At 51.4% G+C, this 16315-nt stretch carries 15 protein-coding genes, 1 other RNA gene and 1 pseudogene; 8 read left to right on the top strand and 9 right to left on the bottom strand.

Annotated elements, in window-relative coordinates; translation table 11 throughout:
* Positions 1 to 123 precede the first annotated feature (123 nt).
* Together tomB and AB3G37_RS19455 are read left to right on the top strand one after the other, a co-directional pair.
* On the top strand, positions 124 to 492 hold the full coding sequence (gene tomB, locus AB3G37_RS19450; RefSeq protein ID WP_009639080.1) for an Hha toxicity modulator TomB: 369 nt from the start codon (positions 124 to 126) through the stop codon (positions 490 to 492).
* 44 nt (positions 493 to 536) lie between these two features.
* A complete protein-coding gene (locus AB3G37_RS19455) occupies positions 537 to 740 on the top strand; it encodes an HHA domain-containing protein (RefSeq protein WP_009639079.1) in 204 nt (67 codons plus the stop codon).
* Positions 741 to 947: 207 nt separating this feature from the next.
* Here AB3G37_RS19455 and AB3G37_RS19460 read toward each other — a convergent pair whose 3' ends face one another.
* On the bottom strand, positions 948 to 1895 hold the full coding sequence (locus AB3G37_RS19460) for a LysR family transcriptional regulator (RefSeq protein WP_369788832.1): 948 nt from the start codon (positions 1893 to 1895) through the stop codon (positions 948 to 950).
* Between the two features lie 164 nt (positions 1896 to 2059).
* Between AB3G37_RS19460 and AB3G37_RS19465 the strand changes: the two genes are divergently transcribed.
* Together AB3G37_RS19465 and AB3G37_RS19470 are read left to right on the top strand one after the other, a co-directional pair.
* Positions 2060 to 3853, top strand: coding sequence for an adenine deaminase (locus AB3G37_RS19465; RefSeq protein WP_369788833.1), 1794 nt, complete (start codon positions 2060 to 2062; stop codon positions 3851 to 3853).
* Between the two features lie 53 nt (positions 3854 to 3906).
* Positions 3907 to 5256 carry an NCS2 family permease gene (locus AB3G37_RS19470; protein ID WP_369788834.1) on the top strand — a complete coding sequence of 450 codons (1350 nt, stop codon included), beginning with the start codon at positions 3907 to 3909 and terminating at the stop codon, positions 5254 to 5256.
* Positions 5257 to 5300: 44 nt separating this feature from the next.
* Here AB3G37_RS19470 and ffs read toward each other — a convergent pair.
* Positions 5301 to 5397, bottom strand: an RNA gene (gene ffs / locus AB3G37_RS19475) — signal recognition particle sRNA small type.
* 142 nt (positions 5398 to 5539) lie between these two features.
* Between ffs and AB3G37_RS19480 the strand changes: the two genes are divergently transcribed.
* Positions 5540 to 5848, top strand: coding sequence for an MGMT family protein (locus AB3G37_RS19480; RefSeq protein WP_009639075.1), 309 nt, complete (start codon positions 5540 to 5542; stop codon positions 5846 to 5848).
* A 108-nt stretch (positions 5849 to 5956) separates the two neighbouring features.
* On the opposite strand, the gene AB3G37_RS19485 is transcribed toward AB3G37_RS19480, so the two are convergent.
* Positions 5957 to 6526: a YbaY family lipoprotein gene (locus AB3G37_RS19485; protein ID WP_009639074.1), complete on the bottom strand. Its 570-nt coding sequence runs from the start codon at positions 6524 to 6526 to the stop codon at positions 5957 to 5959.
* A gap of 281 nt (positions 6527 to 6807) precedes the next feature.
* On the opposite strand from AB3G37_RS19485, the gene tesB reads away from it, so the two are divergent.
* Positions 6808 to 7674 (top strand): acyl-CoA thioesterase II, encoded by an 867-nt coding sequence (tesB, locus tag AB3G37_RS19490; protein WP_369788835.1) that lies wholly within the window; start codon positions 6808 to 6810, stop codon positions 7672 to 7674.
* Positions 7675 to 7831: 157 nt separating this feature from the next.
* On the opposite strand, the gene amtB is transcribed toward tesB, so the two are convergent.
* The 5 genes from amtB to AB3G37_RS19515 all read right to left on the bottom strand — a co-directional run bounded on the left by amtB (position 7832) and on the right by AB3G37_RS19515 (position 14002).
* The gene (gene amtB / locus AB3G37_RS19495; RefSeq protein ID WP_009639072.1) at positions 7832 to 9118 is read right to left on the bottom strand and encodes an ammonium transporter AmtB; all 1287 of its coding nucleotides are present in this window, start codon (positions 9116 to 9118) and stop codon (positions 7832 to 7834) included.
* Between the two features lie 68 nt (positions 9119 to 9186).
* Positions 9187 to 9525 carry a P-II family nitrogen regulator gene (glnK, locus tag AB3G37_RS19500; protein WP_009639071.1) on the bottom strand — a complete coding sequence of 113 codons (339 nt, stop codon included), beginning with the start codon at positions 9523 to 9525 and terminating at the stop codon, positions 9187 to 9189.
* Positions 9526 to 9880: 355 nt separating this feature from the next.
* Complete coding sequence (locus AB3G37_RS19505; protein ID WP_369791000.1) at positions 9881 to 11659, bottom strand: SmdB family multidrug efflux ABC transporter permease/ATP-binding protein; 1779 nt, start codon at positions 11657 to 11659, stop codon at positions 9881 to 9883.
* A 26-nt stretch (positions 11660 to 11685) separates the two neighbouring features.
* On the bottom strand, positions 11686 to 13455 hold the full coding sequence (locus AB3G37_RS19510; RefSeq protein WP_369788836.1) for a SmdA family multidrug ABC transporter permease/ATP-binding protein: 1770 nt from the start codon (positions 13453 to 13455) through the stop codon (positions 11686 to 11688).
* A gap of 91 nt (positions 13456 to 13546) precedes the next feature.
* Complete coding sequence (locus tag AB3G37_RS19515) at positions 13547 to 14002, bottom strand: Lrp/AsnC family transcriptional regulator (protein ID WP_009639068.1); 456 nt, start codon at positions 14000 to 14002, stop codon at positions 13547 to 13549.
* Positions 14003 to 14129: 127 nt separating this feature from the next.
* Here AB3G37_RS19515 and AB3G37_RS19520 point away from each other — a divergent pair, with 127 nt between their 5' ends.
* Positions 14130 to 15173, top strand: coding sequence for a PLP-dependent cysteine synthase family protein (locus AB3G37_RS19520; protein WP_009639067.1), 1044 nt, complete (start codon positions 14130 to 14132; stop codon positions 15171 to 15173).
* Positions 15174 to 15233: 60 nt separating this feature from the next.
* On the opposite strand, the pseudogene AB3G37_RS19525 reads toward AB3G37_RS19520, so the two are convergent.
* A pseudogene (locus tag AB3G37_RS19525) lies at positions 15234 to 15437 on the bottom strand (HAD hydrolase family protein); the annotation flags it as partial.
* A gap of 158 nt (positions 15438 to 15595) precedes the next feature.
* On the opposite strand from AB3G37_RS19525, the gene queC reads away from it, so the two are divergent.
* Positions 15596 to 16294, top strand: a complete 699-nt coding sequence (queC, locus tag AB3G37_RS19530; protein WP_369788837.1) for a 7-cyano-7-deazaguanine synthase QueC — start codon at positions 15596 to 15598, stop codon at positions 16292 to 16294.
* Positions 16295 to 16315 lie beyond the last annotated feature (21 nt).

Here is a 16315-nt window from a genome sequence, read left to right on the forward strand (position 1 = left end):
GTTTTATCGGATAATTACGTTTTACTAGCAGTCCCTGGTTAGCTCGGATTTTGTTGTTTATTTACAGTTTTTGTTTACTCACAGAGTGTTGTCACACCGAATAACCATTACGGAGGGGATGATATGGATGAGTACTCGCCTAAGCGACATGATATTGCGCAGCTGCGGTTCCTCAACGAAAATTTGTATGATGAAGGAATTGCAACCCTGGGAGACAGCCATCACGGCTGGGTCAATGATCCAACGTCAGCAGTTAATCTGCAGTTGAATGACCTGATTGAGCATATTGCCTCTTTCATCATGAGCTTTAAAATTAAATACCCGGACGAAACTAATCTTAGCGACTTGGTGGAAGAGTATCTCGATGATACCTATACCCTGTTCAGCAATTACGGAATAAATGATTCTGATTTACGTCAATGGCAAAAAACCAAGAAACGACTATTCAGAATGTTCTCAGGGGACTACGTGTGTGCCCTGATGAAAACTTAAAACTTAATTTATTAAAGATTATAAATACTGTTGAAAAGGCCATGATGAACAAAATCGACTATTTGATGCGTTTAAGAAAATGCACCACTATTGATACACTTGAACGTGTCATCGAGAAAAACAAATACGAACTTTCAAATGATGAATTGGAGTTGTTTTACTCTGCTGCCGATCATCGTTTAGCTGAGCTGACGATGAATAAGCTGTACGATAAAATCCCTACCGCCGTATGGAAGTTCGTCCGCTAGTTTTTCGCACATGACCTCGTTGAGCCGATAGCAATATCGGCTCGATGCTCTCACCTGAAGACTTAAAAAAATTCCTATGCTGTGCCTGATAGCATTCGGCATCGTGCCCGTTTTTGCTATTAATTAATCATTCTGTGGTCTTAAAGCCAATTAACACATTTATATTTCTAATGCATTCCAATAATCAAAACTATTCACGCCTTGGTCTTATATTCCTTTAGCAACCAATACTTTCACTTTATCTCGGAAAGCCTGTAACAAATATTCGAAGCATTGCTCAGTTTTTGGCGAACGTAATGGCGAAGGCGCACGCAGCATGGCTACCGTTCGAGTTAATTCTGGTTGTTGAAGATGCACAACGGTTAATTCTTCATCATTTAGCGTGGCGGTATATAATTCCGGCAAAATTGCCAGTGCCAGCCTTGAGCGCACCAGTCCGTATAAGGTTTCCTGAAAATCGACTTGATAAGCGATATTTAAACTTAAGCGGTGGCTCTCAATTAGCGAGTTTACAAGCCGATGGATGTTCCCTTTCTGAAAGATGGCAATTGGGCGTCGTGACAAATGCCGCCACGGAAGATGATGGGCCTCAGCCAGCAAATCGTCTTTGCGCATCACCACCACAAAAGGGTCTTCAAGCAGCGGATAAAACTCGACGTGCTCAGGCACGGAGCTGTCCAGCGAACCAACGCCAAAATCAATTGCCCCCTTCTCCAGCTCGCTCAACAAACGATCGTTAGTCAAGTCATGAAACTCAACCCGCATACCGGGAAAATGCGTCGCCAGCAGTTCCGGTACCGCTGGAAACAGCAGCGTGCTGACTGAAGGCACCAGTCCGATACGCAGTGTTCCGTCACCACCCTGCGCCATAATCTGCTGCATATCGTTAAAGGTATTATGCGCAATATTCAGCATTCTTTCGGCATACGGCAGAATCGCCAGCCCCTGATCGGTGAGAGTCACCGACTGCGCAGTGCGGTTTAGCAATTTGCCGCCCAAAACCGATTCGATTTGCCTCAGCGCGCTGCTTAACGCCGGCTGGCTAATAGCCAAACGGTGCGCCGTAGCAGTGAAACTACGCAGCTCTGCGAGGGTCACGAAATACTGTATCTGCTTTAGCGATAACGCAGGCAATCGGCGCCAGGGTTCTGACATATGTCCCCGTAAATAGAGTCATGCTGGGTAAGGTGACAGCCAGCATAACCCCATCTTATCCAGCGATAAAATAAATCATCTGTTAAATATCTTCACTGCTGCCTACATTAGCGCAATGGGTTAATCCCCCTTCACTTTTTATGGCAACCAGGGCAGAACATACAATGACAGCAGACCTGCAGGCAATCTCGCTCAGACGACGTGCGGTACAGGCCGCGATGGGGCAAATTCCTTTCGACCGTCTGTTAAAACACGCTCGCCTGATTGATATGGTTACCGGAGAAATTCGCCGCGTTGATATTGGCCTGATAGGTCCAATGATTGCCAGCGTGCATCCCTGCTCAGAAGATTTTGCGGCACTGGAAACGCTGGAGCTGGCCGAGGCCTATCTTTCACCTGGGCTGATTGACACCCACGTGCACGTCGAAAGCTCTCATCTCCCGGCCCATCGCTATGCCCAGATTGTTGTCGCACAAGGCACCACCACGATTTATTGGGATCCTCACGAGTTGGCAAACGTGCTTGGCGTGGCAGGCGTGCGCTACGCGGTTGATTCCAGTCGCAATTTACCGCTCAGGGTAATCTGCGCTGCGCCGTCGAGCGTGCCGTCCACTCCAGGTCTTGAAACTTCGGGGGCCGATTTTCGCGGCAAGGAAATGCAAACCATGCTGGAATGGCCCGAGATTGCCGGCGTAGCAGAAATGATGGACATGCACGGGGTAATTAACGGCAGCGAACGGATGCTTGAAATTCTGGCTGCCGGTCTGCGTAGTGGAAAACTGATCGAAGGTCACGCGCGCGGGCTTAAAGGCCAGGAGCTACAGGCTTATCTGGCGGCGGGAGTGGGTTCGGATCACGAACTAACCTCTGCCGACGATGCGCTGGAGAAACTGCGCGCCGGATTAAATCTGCAAATTCGCGGTTCACACCCCTACCTGCTGCCGGATATCGTTAATGTACTGAAAACGTTGCCACATTTATCCTCGCAGATCACGCTATGCACCGATGACGTCCCGCCTGATTTCCTGCTGGCAAGAGGCGGCATGATTGCACTGGTCAATACGCTTATCGACTGCGGTCTGCGCGCCGAAGACGTGCTGCGCATGGCCACCTTCAACGCCGCGCTGAGGTTGCAACGCGCTGATTTAGGTCTGATTGCCGCAGGCAGAACCGCTGACTTCTTTACCTTCGACTCGCTGGAAAAAATCCAGCCACAAAAGGTGTTTGTTGCGGGGATGTGCGTGGCCGACCAAGGCAGCATGCTGGCCGCTGAAATTGAGCCAGAAGAGGCATTACAGCCGCCGCGCGATACGATGCATCTGTCTCCTGTCACCGAATCTGACTTTCAGCTGAAAATTCCGGGGATTCAACACGGACAAGCCAAACTACGGCATATCAAAGGGGCGCGCTTTACTCAGTGGAGCGAAACGATGGTCGAGGTTCGCGACGAGGTTGCTCAACTGCCTGACGGATTTAGCCTTATCTGGGTACAGCATCGGCACGGGAAATATCCTGCCACGCCACAGATGGCGCTGCTTGAAGGCTGGGGCGAACTGCGCGGAGCAATCGCGACCTCCTATTCACATGATTCCCATAATTTAGTGGTGCTGGGCAGAAATCCGGCCGATATGGCGATTGCCGCTAATCATCTAATCGCCTGCGGGGGCGGTATGGCGCTAAGCCAGAATGAAACCTTGCTGGCCAGCGTAGAGATGCCGATTGCCGGCATGCTCTCTGATTTACCGACAAAACTGCTCGCAGAGCAATTCAATAATCTGCGCGAAAAAAGCGCTCTAATTGCCGACTGGGAACCGCCGTATCGGGTATTCAAGGCGATTGAAGGGACCTGTCTGGCCTGCAATGCTGGTCCTCATCTCACCGATCTAGGACTCACCGATGGTGCAACGCGGCAGATTATCGACCCGTTGGTCGATGCCTGGGAAGTTACCGTTTCTTAATCACAACGTTATAAAAAATAAAATAATTCCAATTTTGATCAGGGGATCACAACATGGCAGACTCTTCCGTTAAAAGCGCCACCAGCGCAGCTGACAACAGTTGGCTTCAGCGGCGCTTCAAGCTTTATCAGCGTCAGACCAGCGTTAAAACAGAATGCATTGCCGGGATCACCGGCTTCTTGGCTGCCGCCTACCTGCTGATAGTCATCCCCGGCCTGCTGGCTGTTGGTGGCATCGACAAGGGCGCGGCGTTGACCGGCACTATCATCGTGCTGGTGTTGGGCAGCTTGTTGATGGCGTTTTATGCCAACCTGCCGTTTATGGTCGGCCCAGGCATTGGCGGCTCGGTGCTGGTCGGCATCACGCTGGCCGGTGACGGTATAAGTTGGCCAATCGGTCTGGGTATCGCCTGCTGGTCAGGAATTTTGTTCTTCCTGCTCACCGTACTGGGCCTGCGCGAAGTCGTCACGCGGTCGATTCCTCAGTCGATCAAGCTTGGCCTGACAGCTTCTATCGGTATTTTTGTCGCCCTGCTCGGCTTTCGCAACGCCGGACTGGTGATAGCCAATGCCAAAACTCACGCGCTGGGATTGGGCGATTTCACCACACCGGGCGCGCTAATTGCTCTTTTGGGACTGTTGCTGGCGATTGGCCTGCAGGCACGTCGTGTGCCGGGAGCCATTCTTTGGGCAATTTTGCTGGCCACGGTGGCCGGTATTCCGTTTGGCATCACTCACCTTCCCGCACAATGGATCGCCCTCCCGCACTCGCTGACGCAGCTGGTCGGCAAAATCGACCTGCTCGGCGCAATCAATATTACCTTCCTGCCTTTCCTGTTTATTTTCTTTGCTTCGGAGTTTTTCTCAACCATGGGAACGACTCTGGCAGTGGGTGGCGAAGCCGGACTGCTTGATGAACAGGGCAATATGCAGCATATCAATCGCCCCTTCATGATTGATTCGATCGCCGCCGCGTTGGGGCCTATCGTCGGCATTCCTGCGGCCACGGCGCTGATTGAATCCGCTGCAGCAGCAGAGGCAGGAGGAAAAACCGGGCTTACGGCGCTGGCCGCGGCGGTGATGTTCCTGCTGACATTGCTGCTGACGCCGATTGCACTGATGATCCCGAAAGAGGCAACTGCGCCTGCATTGATTTTAATTGGGCTGAATATGTTTAGCGGGCTGCGCAAAGTCGATTTAGGTAATTTTACCGAAGGTTTGCCGGTGTTGATGATGGTGATGGCAACACTGATTGCCAACAGTTTCGGGACTGGTATTGCGGCAGGATTGCTTTTTTATGTGGCGATTAAGGTCGTGGCAGGCAAAGCGCGCGAAGTACCAATTAGTCTGTATGTGCTGGCCATTCCGCTGGTTTACTATTTTGCGACACTAACACATCACTGATTCAAGAAGGATTTTAGAAAGAGGTAGGGCTGAATTGGTGGAGGCCCTGCCAGCTACATCCCGGCACACACGACACCTGCTATGGCTGCTTCCTTCCGGACCTGACCTGGTTAACAAGTTAGCGTTGCGGGAGAACCAACAGGGCCCCCATTGACGTTGACGGCTTCAGTACTGCGAAGCGGTGGGCATTATCACGGATGACCATAACAAAAGCAAGTTAACTGCCGACAACCGTTGTTTTCTTATACAATCAACGGTGAATTCTTTTTTTAAGGTGCTTTGTATGTCAGAAGTGGACAATTTTCGCCAACGAGTATTTCAGATCCTCGCGGCCATTCCCCATGGGCAAGTCACCACGTATGGCGATGTTGCTCGTCTGGCAGGTTCGCCGCGAGCGGCAAGACAGGTTGGCGGCGTGCTGAGAAAGCTCCCCGAAGGCAGTACTTTACCTTGGCATCGAGTGGTGAACCGCTATGGTGAAATTTCGCAACAAGGCGAAGATTTCAAACGGCAGCGCTATGCTCTGCTCGAGGAAGGGATTGTCTTTAATGAAGGGAAAATTGATTTACTAAAGTTTGGCTGGAAATACTAATTTCCAAAGGGTCAAAACTTCCCCTGCAAGCAGAGGAAGTCACTCGTTTGACTATCCTGTACTTCCCCCGAATTGAGGAGAAGTACAGGATCAGGCGATAATCAGTGATTACCAGCTTGAGGTCGGAGCCATAGGTGGCATTGGGGCGCTGTTAGAACCATTGGTCATCGGATTGCCCATAGGGCCTAAACCGGCTGGTTTAGTCGCAACAGGCACAGAAGGTACCGGCACCAGATTCAGGTCGGCGCGTGTTCCCTGCGCATCGGTGATCACTTCTTTGATGTTATCAGTGATAAACACTACACGATTGTTCATGGTCACTGCTGCACTCAGCAAGATTCGCGCATTTGGCTGAATATCCTGTGGGTTGAACGGCAGGATGAAGCTAAACGGAGCCTGCTTCCCTTGAGTGCGCGCCACTTTCTGCGCGATTATGCGAGAAGGAGCATTAGGAACTGAAGCATCCGACAACGTCACCGTCAGTACTGCGTCTGGCGGCAGAGCTATAGCTTGAGATATATTCACAACCCCGGATACGTTAGGCCCTGTTATTGCTGGACTTGAAGACGAGCTAGCGGTCGAATTAGGTGAAGCTGGTGGCGGTGTCGGCTGATGTGAAGAACATCCGGCAATTGCAAAAGACAGCGCGGTCCCACCTACTATCTGCCAAAGTTTCATAAGATCGTACTCCTTTAAGGATCATCTTTTCGACATCGATTTATACATGTCAATTTGATTGGAATAGTTAATTTAACCACTCGTATTAATAACTATGGCACATAAATCCGATTTTTTCCTACCGATGGGAGAAAGCCCCCTTCTGCCGAGAAAAAGTATCCACTATCATCAATGATGTAAACCTTGCTGAGACAACCTATTAGCGGGATTTACCGCCCACTCCTGCCATAATTCATACGTGTAATTTGACGGGAAAATATTTTACTTTGACGAGGCTAGCCATGAGTCAGACGCTAAATAATTTATTAAATTTGCTGAATCTTGAGAGCATAGAAGAAGGGCTGTTTCGTGGTCAAAGTGAAGATCTCGGGTTGCGCCAGGTGTTTGGCGGACAGGTGGTCGGTCAGGCCTTGTATGCCGCCAAGCAAACCGTGCCCAACGATCGCATAGTCCATTCTTTTCATAGCTATTTTCTGCGTCCAGGTGACAGCAGCAAACCGATTATTTACGACGTTGAGATCCTGCGCGATGGCAACAGCTTCAGCGCTCGTCGGGTTAAAGCAGTACAAAACGGCAAGCCGATTTTTTACATGACCGCGTCTTTTCAAAGTCAGGAACCGGGCTTCGAGCACCAGAACACGATGCCGGTTGTCCCGCCACCGGAAACACTGATGTCCGAATCAGAAATAGCGCAGCAGTTTGCGCATCTGATCCCCGAGAAATTTCGCGAAAAGTTTTTGGGTCAGCGGCCAATCGAGATGCGGCCAGTGAAATTCCATAACCCGCTACAGGGCCATAAAGACTTGCCGGAACGCGCGATCTGGATCAAAGCCAACGGCGAGATGCCCGATGATTTAGGCATTCATCAGTATCTGCTGGGCTATGCTTCGGATTTCAATTTCTTGCCTACCGCGTTACAACCACACGGCGTCGGCTTCCTTGAGCCAGGAATGCAGGTCGCAACTATCGACCATTCGATGTGGTTCCATCGCCCTTTCCGCCTCGACGAATGGCTGTTGTACAGCATTGAAAGCACTTCGGCTTCAGGCGCGCGGGGCTTTGTCAGGGGACAGTTTTATACTCGTGACGGCGTGCTGGTCGCCTCAACGGTGCAAGAAGGAGTAATGCGCCAGCGTCAGGCTGAATAATCAGGGCGTGCAGCCAAAAAAGAGGGGGCGATATCATATCGCCCCCTTTTGCTATCTCATCATTATCCGTTTGTACGGAATATTTTATAATTGAGCCAGCCTGTTTTACTGCCGTATTTTATTCGCTTGTATTACTGGCTCATATTACTGGCTTGTATTACTGATTGTAGGCATTTTCGCCGTGGCTGTTAACATCCAGACCTTCGCGCTCTTGTTCTTCCGGAACACGCAGACCCACAACCATGTCAGCAATTTTGTAAGCGATGAACGCTACAACGCTTGACCAGACCAGAGTCACCACTACGCTCAGCAACTGGATCCAAACCTGGTGACCCATGGTCACGCCTTCTGCATAACCGGTACCGCCCAGAGAGCTGGCACTGAATACGCCGGTCAGGATACAACCTACGATACCGCACACGCCGTGAACGCCGAACACGTCACAGGTATCGTCCACGTTGAGCCATTTTTTCAGGGTGACAACACCCCACAGGCCAGCAACGCCGCCTACCAGACCGATAATCAGAGCACCACCCACGCCGACGGTACCACAGGCTGGTGTGATAGCAACCAGACCGGCGATAGCGCCTGAGCAAGCGCCCAGCAGCGAAGGTTTACCGCGAACCATCCACTCTACGAATACCCATGACAGGATCGCGCCTGCGGTGGCCATTACAGTGTTAAGGAACGCCAGTGCCGCTGTTGAGCTTGCAGCACTTGCCGAACCGGCGTTAAAGCCGAACCAGCCAACATAAAGGATTGAAGCACCAGTGAATACCATTGGCAGGTTGTGTGGTTTGAAGGCTTCTTTACCGAAGCCAGCACGTTTGCCCAACAGATAAGCACCGACCAGACCCGCGCTCGCTGCGTTGATATGAACAACGGTACCGCCCGCGAAGTCCAGCGCGCCGTCTGCCGCCAGGAAACCGCCAGCCCATACCATGTGTGCAATTGGAATGTAGGAGAAGGTCAGCCAAATCACGGTGAAGATAAGAACCGCAGAGAAGCGAACACGTTCAGCGATACCGCCAACCACCAGCGCAACGGTAATCGCCGCGAAAGAGCATTGGAAAGCAACGTGGATCAGCTGAGAGAAGGTTCCGGTGACTGAGGTCAGACCGATACCTTTCAGCATGGCATTGCTGAAACCGCCGAAGAAAGCGTTACCGGTGCTGAATGCCAGGCTGTAGCCATACAGCATCCACAGTACGCAAACCAGAGCAAAAGTGACGATGACCTGAGTCAGCATCGACAATACGTTTTTAGAACGCAGCAAGCCGCCGTAGAACAGCGCCACGCCAGGGACGGTCATAAACAAAACCAGAGCCGTACAAATCATCATGAAGGCATTATCGGCGCCATTGGCAACCGGGTCGGCAGCCATCGCAAGCGAAGGCAGCATAGCAACCGCAGCCAGCCCCATCATGGATAAAAGTTTTTTCATTATTAGTCTACCCCTATTTCTCTACGATCAGAGTTCCACTGTTCTAGTGCTAATCACCGAGTCTTTAATTACAGTGCTGCTTCGTCGGTTTCGCCGGTACGGATGCGAATAACGCGTTGCAATTCGGCAACGAAAATTTTGCCATCACCGATCTTGCCGGTGTAGGCCGCTTTGCTTATCACGTCGATAACTTCATCGAGCTGATCGTCGGCGATCGCGATATCAATTTTTACTTTTGGCAGGAAGTTGACGCTGTACTCAGCACCACGATACAACTCCGCATGACCTTTTTGGCGACCAAAACCTTTGACTTCTGTTACGGTCAGCCCCTGAATGCCCACAGCAGACAGTGCTTCACGCACGTCTTCCAGCTTGAAAGGTTTGATCACCACAGTAACCAGCTTCATTTTGCCACTCCTTAAATTAAGAGCTTATCGTGATACGACTCACGCCCGATACGATTTGGATAAAGCAAAGGATGTGCCAAATGTGTCTAATGTTATCGATTCAGCCCATTAACCCCAGCCAGCGGCATTTCCAGAATAATTAGGAGTCACTTTGGCAAGGATCCTGCGCAAGGCAATAATAAAAGCGCCGATGATTAAGCACTAATTTGGTGCATGCAGGTCAAAAATAGTGCAGAAGTATGAGAGCATGCTGATGCGATGCATGAAGATGGTGCGTGGGGATAAAACACCAGAGTTGAAAATGCCTTTGGCAGGTATACGCCCGAGCTGAAATTATTGGCTGGGCGTATTTTAATTATGCCAATGGCATGGTTTCGCCCTGCTCTGCGGTGGCTAACTCTTCACCGGCAAGCTGCAACTGATACATCTGATAGTAGCGGCCTTTTTCCTGCAACAGCTGAAAATGGCTGCCCTGCTCGACTGCCTGACCGCGATGCAAAACCAGAATGTTATCGGCATCAACGATAGTCGAAAGTCGGTGAGCAATCACCACCAGCGTGGTCTGTTGTCTGATCGCTCGCAGAGCGCGTGAAATTGCCTGTTCCGTACCGGAGTCAATATTTGCCGTTGCCTCGTCGAGGATCAAAATTTCCGGGGCTTGCACCAGAACGCGCGCCATCGCCAATAATTGTTTCTGCCCGACCGACAGATTATTGCCTTGTTCGCCGAGAATGGTATGAATCCCCTCAGGCATGGCTTTTATTAGCGGTGCCAGCTGGACGGTTTCCAACGCGTGCCAGACCTGCGCTTCATTAACATCACGACCCAGAGTCACGTTGGCGAGCACTGTTTCGGCAAGCACCACAGGGTCTTGCTGCACCATCGCCACGCCTTTTCGCAGACAGCTGTGAGACAAAGACGTCAGCGAGCGGCCGTCGATCAGGATTTCGCCTTTGTTTAGCGGATAGTAGCCCATCAGCAAGTTGGCAAGAGTACTTTTACCGCTGCCGGTATGCCCGACCAGAGCCACAAAGCCGCGCGATGGAACGTGCAGAGAAATATTCTCCAGCACCCACTGGTCGTCACGATAGGCAAAACTCACGTCACGAAAATCGATTTCGCCGCTGGTCAGTGGTTTGGCATCTTCGCCGTACTCCTGCTGCGAGCGGTCCATCAAATCGAAAATACGCTCACCGGCGACCACCGCCTGCTGCATTATCGACTGTTGTGACGTCAGGGCGATCAGCGGTTCGTTAAGTCGAGATAGATAGTTGATAAAAGCATACAAAACGCCGACGCCGATGCTGCCCTCTTCGCTAAAGCCAAACAGCACCAGCAGGCCGCATAGAATCAGCGAACCAAAAAGACTTAACAACGGGCGCAGCAAAAAGCCTTCCAGCTTCAGCGTTTTCATGCGCGCAAGGTAGTGCGACTGGCTGGCACGGGTCAGGCGTTCACCAAAACGCTTCTGCTGGCGGAACTGCTGCACCACGCCCATGCCGTTAATCACTTCGTTAAAACCGTCATTAATGTCGGCCAAATAGGTACGCACCTGACGAACCACCGGCGTGCTGTAAACTTGATACAGCGCCATTACCACCAGCACCGCCGGGAAAATACACATGGCAATCAGCGCCATGCGCCAGTCGAGCAGAAACATCGCCACCAGCATCGCACCAATTAATGCAATGCTGCGCAGCACGGTAGAAACCACGGTAACGTAAAGATCACGGATGACCTCGGTGTCGTTTGTGACGCGAGAAATAAGTTGCCCCACCGGCTGGGTATCAAAGGCGCTCAGCGGCTGACGCAATGCGGCGTCCATCACTTCGGTTCGCAGGCGCTGAACGACTCCCACGGCAGCGCGGTTGAACAGCAACGCCTGAGAATAATGCAGGCTGGCGGCCAGAATTTGCAGCAAAATAAAAGTGATCGCCAACAGACTGACCATGCCCAGCGGCAAGAGTCCTTTGGAAACATAATGGTCGATGTAATAGCTAATTAAAATTGGACCCAGCACTTCGGCCGCTGCGGCGATCCACAACATGATCACTGCGATACTCAGCGGACGGCGATAGGATTTCCCATACACCAGCAGGCGTTTCAGGGTTGGCCAAAGCTTGATCTTTTTCATCGGTGGATTTTTTGAAAGAATCTGACTCATTGATTCACCGGCTCCTGTGAGGCAGGAACATCATCCAGCGCCGCTTCAAGCTGTTGATAACGATTCATATCACGATACCAGCCGGCGCTGGCCGCCAGCGTTTCATGGTCGCCGCGCTGCACGATGCCACCTTTGGTAAATACCAGAATCTCGTTGGCATCGACCAAAGCTGACAGACGATGCGCACTAATGATCACCGTTTTATCACTGCCCCACTGGCGCAAGTTTTGCAAAATCTGGTGCTCCGTGCGGCCATCGACGGCGCTCAGCGCATCATCGAGGATCAGGATTTCTGCATCGAGCAGCAGCGCGCGGGCTATGGAAATGCGCTGCTTTTGGCCGCCGGACAGCATCACGCCGCGCTCGCCGACCTCGGTGTCATAACCCTGCGGCAGACGAAGAATGTCTTGATGCACGCAGGCCATTTCTGCCGCCTGCTCGATCTGTTCCTGAGTTGCGTCGGGACGCCCCAGCGCGATGTTTTGCGCCACGGTATCAGAGAATAAAAACGGCGTTTGACTGACGATTGACAACCTTGATCGCCAGTCATCGAGCAGCACTTCACTCAGCGGCTTGCCCTGATAGCGAATGCTGCCCTGAGTGACGTCAAACTGGCGTTGCAGAAGCGCAAGCAGGGTACTTTTTCCCGAGCCAGTTGGCCCGCACAGCCCAAGCATATTGCCCGGCTGCAGGGTAAACTGCACGTCATGCAAAGACGGCGCGTTAGTCTGCGGATAAAGGAAGCTTTCGATGTTCACCTCCAGCTCGCTGCGTTCCGCCGACAACGGCCGAGTGCCGTCCAGTACGCAAGGCGCTTCCTGCAGCAGGCTGCGAATACGGCTATAGGCTGCGCTTCCACGTTCAACAATGTTAAACATCCAAGCCAGCGCCAGCATCGGCCAAATCATCAGCCCGAGATACATCACAAAGCTGGTCAATTGCCCCAGTGTCAGATGCCCGTTAACCACCATCCAGCTACCGCCACCAATGGCCAGCATGTTAGCCATGCCGATAGAGACATAAATTGTCGGATCAAAACGAGCATCGACACGCGCCACGCGCATGTTTTTAAGCCCTGTGTCCTGCGCCACATCGGCAAACTGTGAAGACTGATGGTTTTCGAGACCAAATGCCTTAATCATGCGGATGCTGGTCAGGCTTTCCTGCGCCTGATCGTTAAGCGAAGAAAACGCCGCCTGTGCAACCTTAAAACGCTGATGTAGTTGATCACCATAACGTTTAATCACAGCGGCCATAATCGGCATCGGCACCAGCGACAGCAGGGTCAGTTCCCAGCTGATTTGCGTTGCCATCACAATTAACACTGCCAGCCCCATCACCAGAGAATCGACCAGCGTCAGCACCCCTTCCCCGGCGGCAAACACTACGCGATCGACGTCGTTAGTGGCGCGGGCAATCAGGTCACCGGTACGATGGCGTAAATAGAAAGCCGGATGCTGGCGACTAAGCTGGCGATAGAAATTTTGACGCAGTTCTACCGCCAACTGATATGACGCACCAAACAGCAGCACGCGCCACACATAGCGCAGCAGATAAACCAGAATGGCCGTGCCCAGAATCAGGCCCAGCCAGAAGAATAATTTGTTTGCGGGCAGCGTCTTACCGGTGACACCATCAATAATGATGCCCACCAGCTTAGGCGGCAAAAGTTGCAGGATGGCGATAACGATTAACAGAGCGACGGCTCCCAGATACCTTCGCCATTCGCGACGGAAGTACCAGGCCAGTTGGGCAAACAGTCTCACGCAGATTTTTCCATGATTTTAATTGTAAAGTCTCTTATTTCCGGCGTTAGGATACCACCAATAACCGCTCATTCTTACGAAACTTTTTTGCCTAAAGAGGCAAATGCGTGGTCGACTTTATGCGTTCCATGGCAAAGTTTGATGTCACATCCAGCAGGCCTGGTACGGCGCTGACCAACTTTTTATAAAAGTTATCGTAGCTTTTCATGTCTGCAACTTGCACCTGCATCAGGTAGTCAAATTCACCCGCCATGCGATAAAAAGACAGCACCTCAGGGAAAGACTCCACCTGTGCGACAAAATTTTGATACCACTGGCTGCTGTGCTGCTGGGTTTTAATGCGCACAAAAGCGGTCAGGCTGAGGCCGAGCTTATCACCGTCGAGCAGCGCAACTTTGCCCAAAATGATCCCCTCTTCCTCCAGTCGTTTTATTCTTTTCCAGCAGGGTGTCGAAGTCAGATTTACAGCTTCCGCCAGTTCGTTTAGAGAAAGAGTGCAGTCCTGCTGCAACAGGGCCAGCAGCTTGCGGTCAGTTTTATCTATCATTAGTCCATTCCAGAGAAATATTTTCTACAAAATTGCCGTTTACGATGAAAAATAGCAACCTTTTTTCCCCAGCACCAAGGTAAGCTACGACAAACAAAACAACATTTATTCCCCCAGGGAAAACACCATGAACGACTGCTGGGTCAAAAACGCAATCAAAGAAATCGATGCGGATTTTCGCCGCTCTGCCGATACTCATTTAATTCGCCTGAACATTGCCGATTTTCCGGGAATTTCACTGTATCTTAAAGATGAAAGTACTCATCCGACCGGCAGCCTGAAACACCGCCTGGCGCGTTCACTATTTTTATACGGCCTGTGTAACGGCTGGATTAAAGAAAACACGCCAATTATAGAGTCCTCATCCGGTAGTACAGCGATTTCAGAAGCCTATTTTGCCCGACTGCTGGGTCTGCCGTTTATCGCGGTAATGCCAGCCTGCACTGCTCCGCGCAAAATCCAGCAAATTGAGTTTTACGGCGGGCGTTGCCATTTTGTAGAAAATTCCAGCCAGATTTATGCTGCTTCCGAACAGTTGGCAACTGAACTGAATGGTCATTACATGGACCAGTTTACCTACGCCGAACGGGCTACCGACTGGCGTGGCAATAACAACATCGCCGAAAGCATTTATCGCCAGATGGAACTGGAGCCTTGCCCTGTGCCGCGCTACCTAGTGATGAGCGCCGGAACCGGCGGCACCTCGGCGACTCTGGGGCGCTATATTCGCTATCAGGGCCACCAAACTGAATTAGTCGTCGTTGATCCGGAGAACTCGGTTTTTTACGATTGTTATCAACAAGGTAATAAAGAGTTAGTGGCTCAGTGCAGTAGCCGTATCGAGGGTATTGGTCGTCCTCGGGTCGAGCCTTCATTTATCCCTGGCGTGATTGACCGCATGATGCAAGTCCCTGACGCCGCAAGCGTTGCGACCGTACACTGGCTTGAAATTATGCTTGGCCGCAAGGTTGGCGGTTCTACCGGCACCAATGTCTGGGGGGCATTACAGTTGGCAGAAGAGATGCGCGAACGGGGCGAAAAAGGCTCAATCGTCACGCTGATTTGCGACAGCGGTGAGCGTTACCAGCATACCTATTTTAATCCGCACTGGGTGGCAGAAAATCTTGGCTGTCTGTCGCCGTACCGTGAAAAACTTACCGGTTTGCGCTGATCTTAACCAAGAGTAAAGAGCAAAAAAGCCGGCGCTTTCACGTCGGCTAGCTGCAATGCCTTAGTATTCGGGGGAATAACCCAAGCCTGGTGAATTCAGCCAATGTTGTAAAAAGTGCGAGACCGCCAGATCCTTGCAATGACCAATGACCTCAAGACGACCAACGTGCTGCTTCAAAAGCGGTAAAGCGTTGCCCATTACCCACCCTCGCCAGACGCTTAGCAGCATTTCACCATCATTAATCGCATCGCCAAACACCATGCAGGCTCGATTGACAGTTCATCGCAGGCCAGGCCTGATTGCCACCGCCCACGAGCCAAGATGATTGATTTTTGCTATTAACGTCTTCAAAACGACAGTAACATACCGCCATCATAAGCTGTTTACCCCTTGCAGCCTGAACAATTAAAAAGGTATTTAAGATGAAAAGAGCCGTTGTGGTCTTTAGTGGCGGGCAAGACTCGACCACGTGTTTAGTGCAGGCGCTCACCCAATATGATGAAGTACATTGCATCACTTTTGATTATGGCCAACGCCATCGCGCCGAAATAGATATCGCCCAAAAGCTGTCGCTGGAGCTGGGTGCAAAAGCGCACAAGGTGCTCGATGTCGGATTGCTTAATGAACTGGCGGTTAGCAGCCTGACTCGCAATAACATTCCGGTTCCGCAATTTGGTGAAAATGAAGAAAACGGCTTGCCGAGCACCTTCGTGCCGGGACGCAATATTCTCTTCCTGACGCTGGCGGCAATTTACGCCTATCAGGTGCAGGCAGAAGCCGTGATTACTGGTGTCTGTGAAACTGACTTCTCAGGTTATCCGGACTGTCGCGACGAATTTGTTAAGGCCCTTAATCACGCCGTTACTCTGGGCATTGCTCGCGATATTCGCTTTGAAACCCCGTTGATGTGGCTAAACAAAGCAGAAACCTGGGCGTTGGCAGACTACTACGGCAAATTGCCGCTTGTCCGCAACCAGACCCTGACCTGCTACAACGGAATTGCTGGCGACGGCTGTGGCGAATGTGCAGCGTGCCACCTGCGTGCCAAGGGCCTTGAGGAATATCAGCAGGCACCCGAGGCGGTTAACGCCAGCATGAAACAAAAAACCGGTCTGGTTTAAGCTGACAGACTGTTGATCCAG

The organism is Rouxiella sp. WC2420 (genome assembly GCF_041200025.1).
Classification (GTDB): domain Bacteria; phylum Pseudomonadota; class Gammaproteobacteria; order Enterobacterales; family Enterobacteriaceae; genus Rouxiella.

What these genes read in the sequence shown, in the direction of transcription:
- AB3G37_RS19515 (WP_009639068.1), bottom strand. Translation starts at nt 14,002, where the DNA reads ATGATAGATAAAACTGACCGCAAGCTGCTGGCCCTGTTGCAGCAGGAC.
- AB3G37_RS19460 (WP_369788832.1), bottom strand. Translation starts at nt 1,895, where the DNA reads ATGTCAGAACCCTGGCGCCGATTGCCTGCGTTATCGCTAAAGCAGATA.
- queC (WP_369788837.1), top strand. Translation starts at nt 15,596, where the DNA reads ATGAAAAGAGCCGTTGTGGTCTTTAGTGGCGGGCAAGACTCGACCACG.
- tomB (WP_009639080.1), top strand. Translation starts at nt 124, where the DNA reads ATGGATGAGTACTCGCCTAAGCGACATGATATTGCGCAGCTGCGGTTC.
- AB3G37_RS19505 (WP_369791000.1), bottom strand. Translation starts at nt 11,659, where the DNA reads ATGAAAAAGATCAAGCTTTGGCCAACCCTGAAACGCCTGCTGGTGTAT.
- amtB (WP_009639072.1), bottom strand. Translation starts at nt 9,118, where the DNA reads ATGAAAAAACTTTTATCCATGATGGGGCTGGCTGCGGTTGCTATGCTG.
- AB3G37_RS19520 (WP_009639067.1), top strand. Translation starts at nt 14,130, where the DNA reads ATGAACGACTGCTGGGTCAAAAACGCAATCAAAGAAATCGATGCGGAT.
- tesB (WP_369788835.1), top strand. Translation starts at nt 6,808, where the DNA reads ATGAGTCAGACGCTAAATAATTTATTAAATTTGCTGAATCTTGAGAGC.
- AB3G37_RS19480 (WP_009639075.1), top strand. Translation starts at nt 5,540, where the DNA reads ATGTCAGAAGTGGACAATTTTCGCCAACGAGTATTTCAGATCCTCGCG.
- AB3G37_RS19465 (WP_369788833.1), top strand. Translation starts at nt 2,060, where the DNA reads ATGACAGCAGACCTGCAGGCAATCTCGCTCAGACGACGTGCGGTACAG.
- AB3G37_RS19485 (WP_009639074.1), bottom strand. Translation starts at nt 6,526, where the DNA reads ATGAAACTTTGGCAGATAGTAGGTGGGACCGCGCTGTCTTTTGCAATT.
- AB3G37_RS19455 (WP_009639079.1), top strand. Translation starts at nt 537, where the DNA reads ATGAACAAAATCGACTATTTGATGCGTTTAAGAAAATGCACCACTATT.
- AB3G37_RS19470 (WP_369788834.1), top strand. Translation starts at nt 3,907, where the DNA reads ATGGCAGACTCTTCCGTTAAAAGCGCCACCAGCGCAGCTGACAACAGT.
- glnK (WP_009639071.1), bottom strand. Translation starts at nt 9,525, where the DNA reads ATGAAGCTGGTTACTGTGGTGATCAAACCTTTCAAGCTGGAAGACGTG.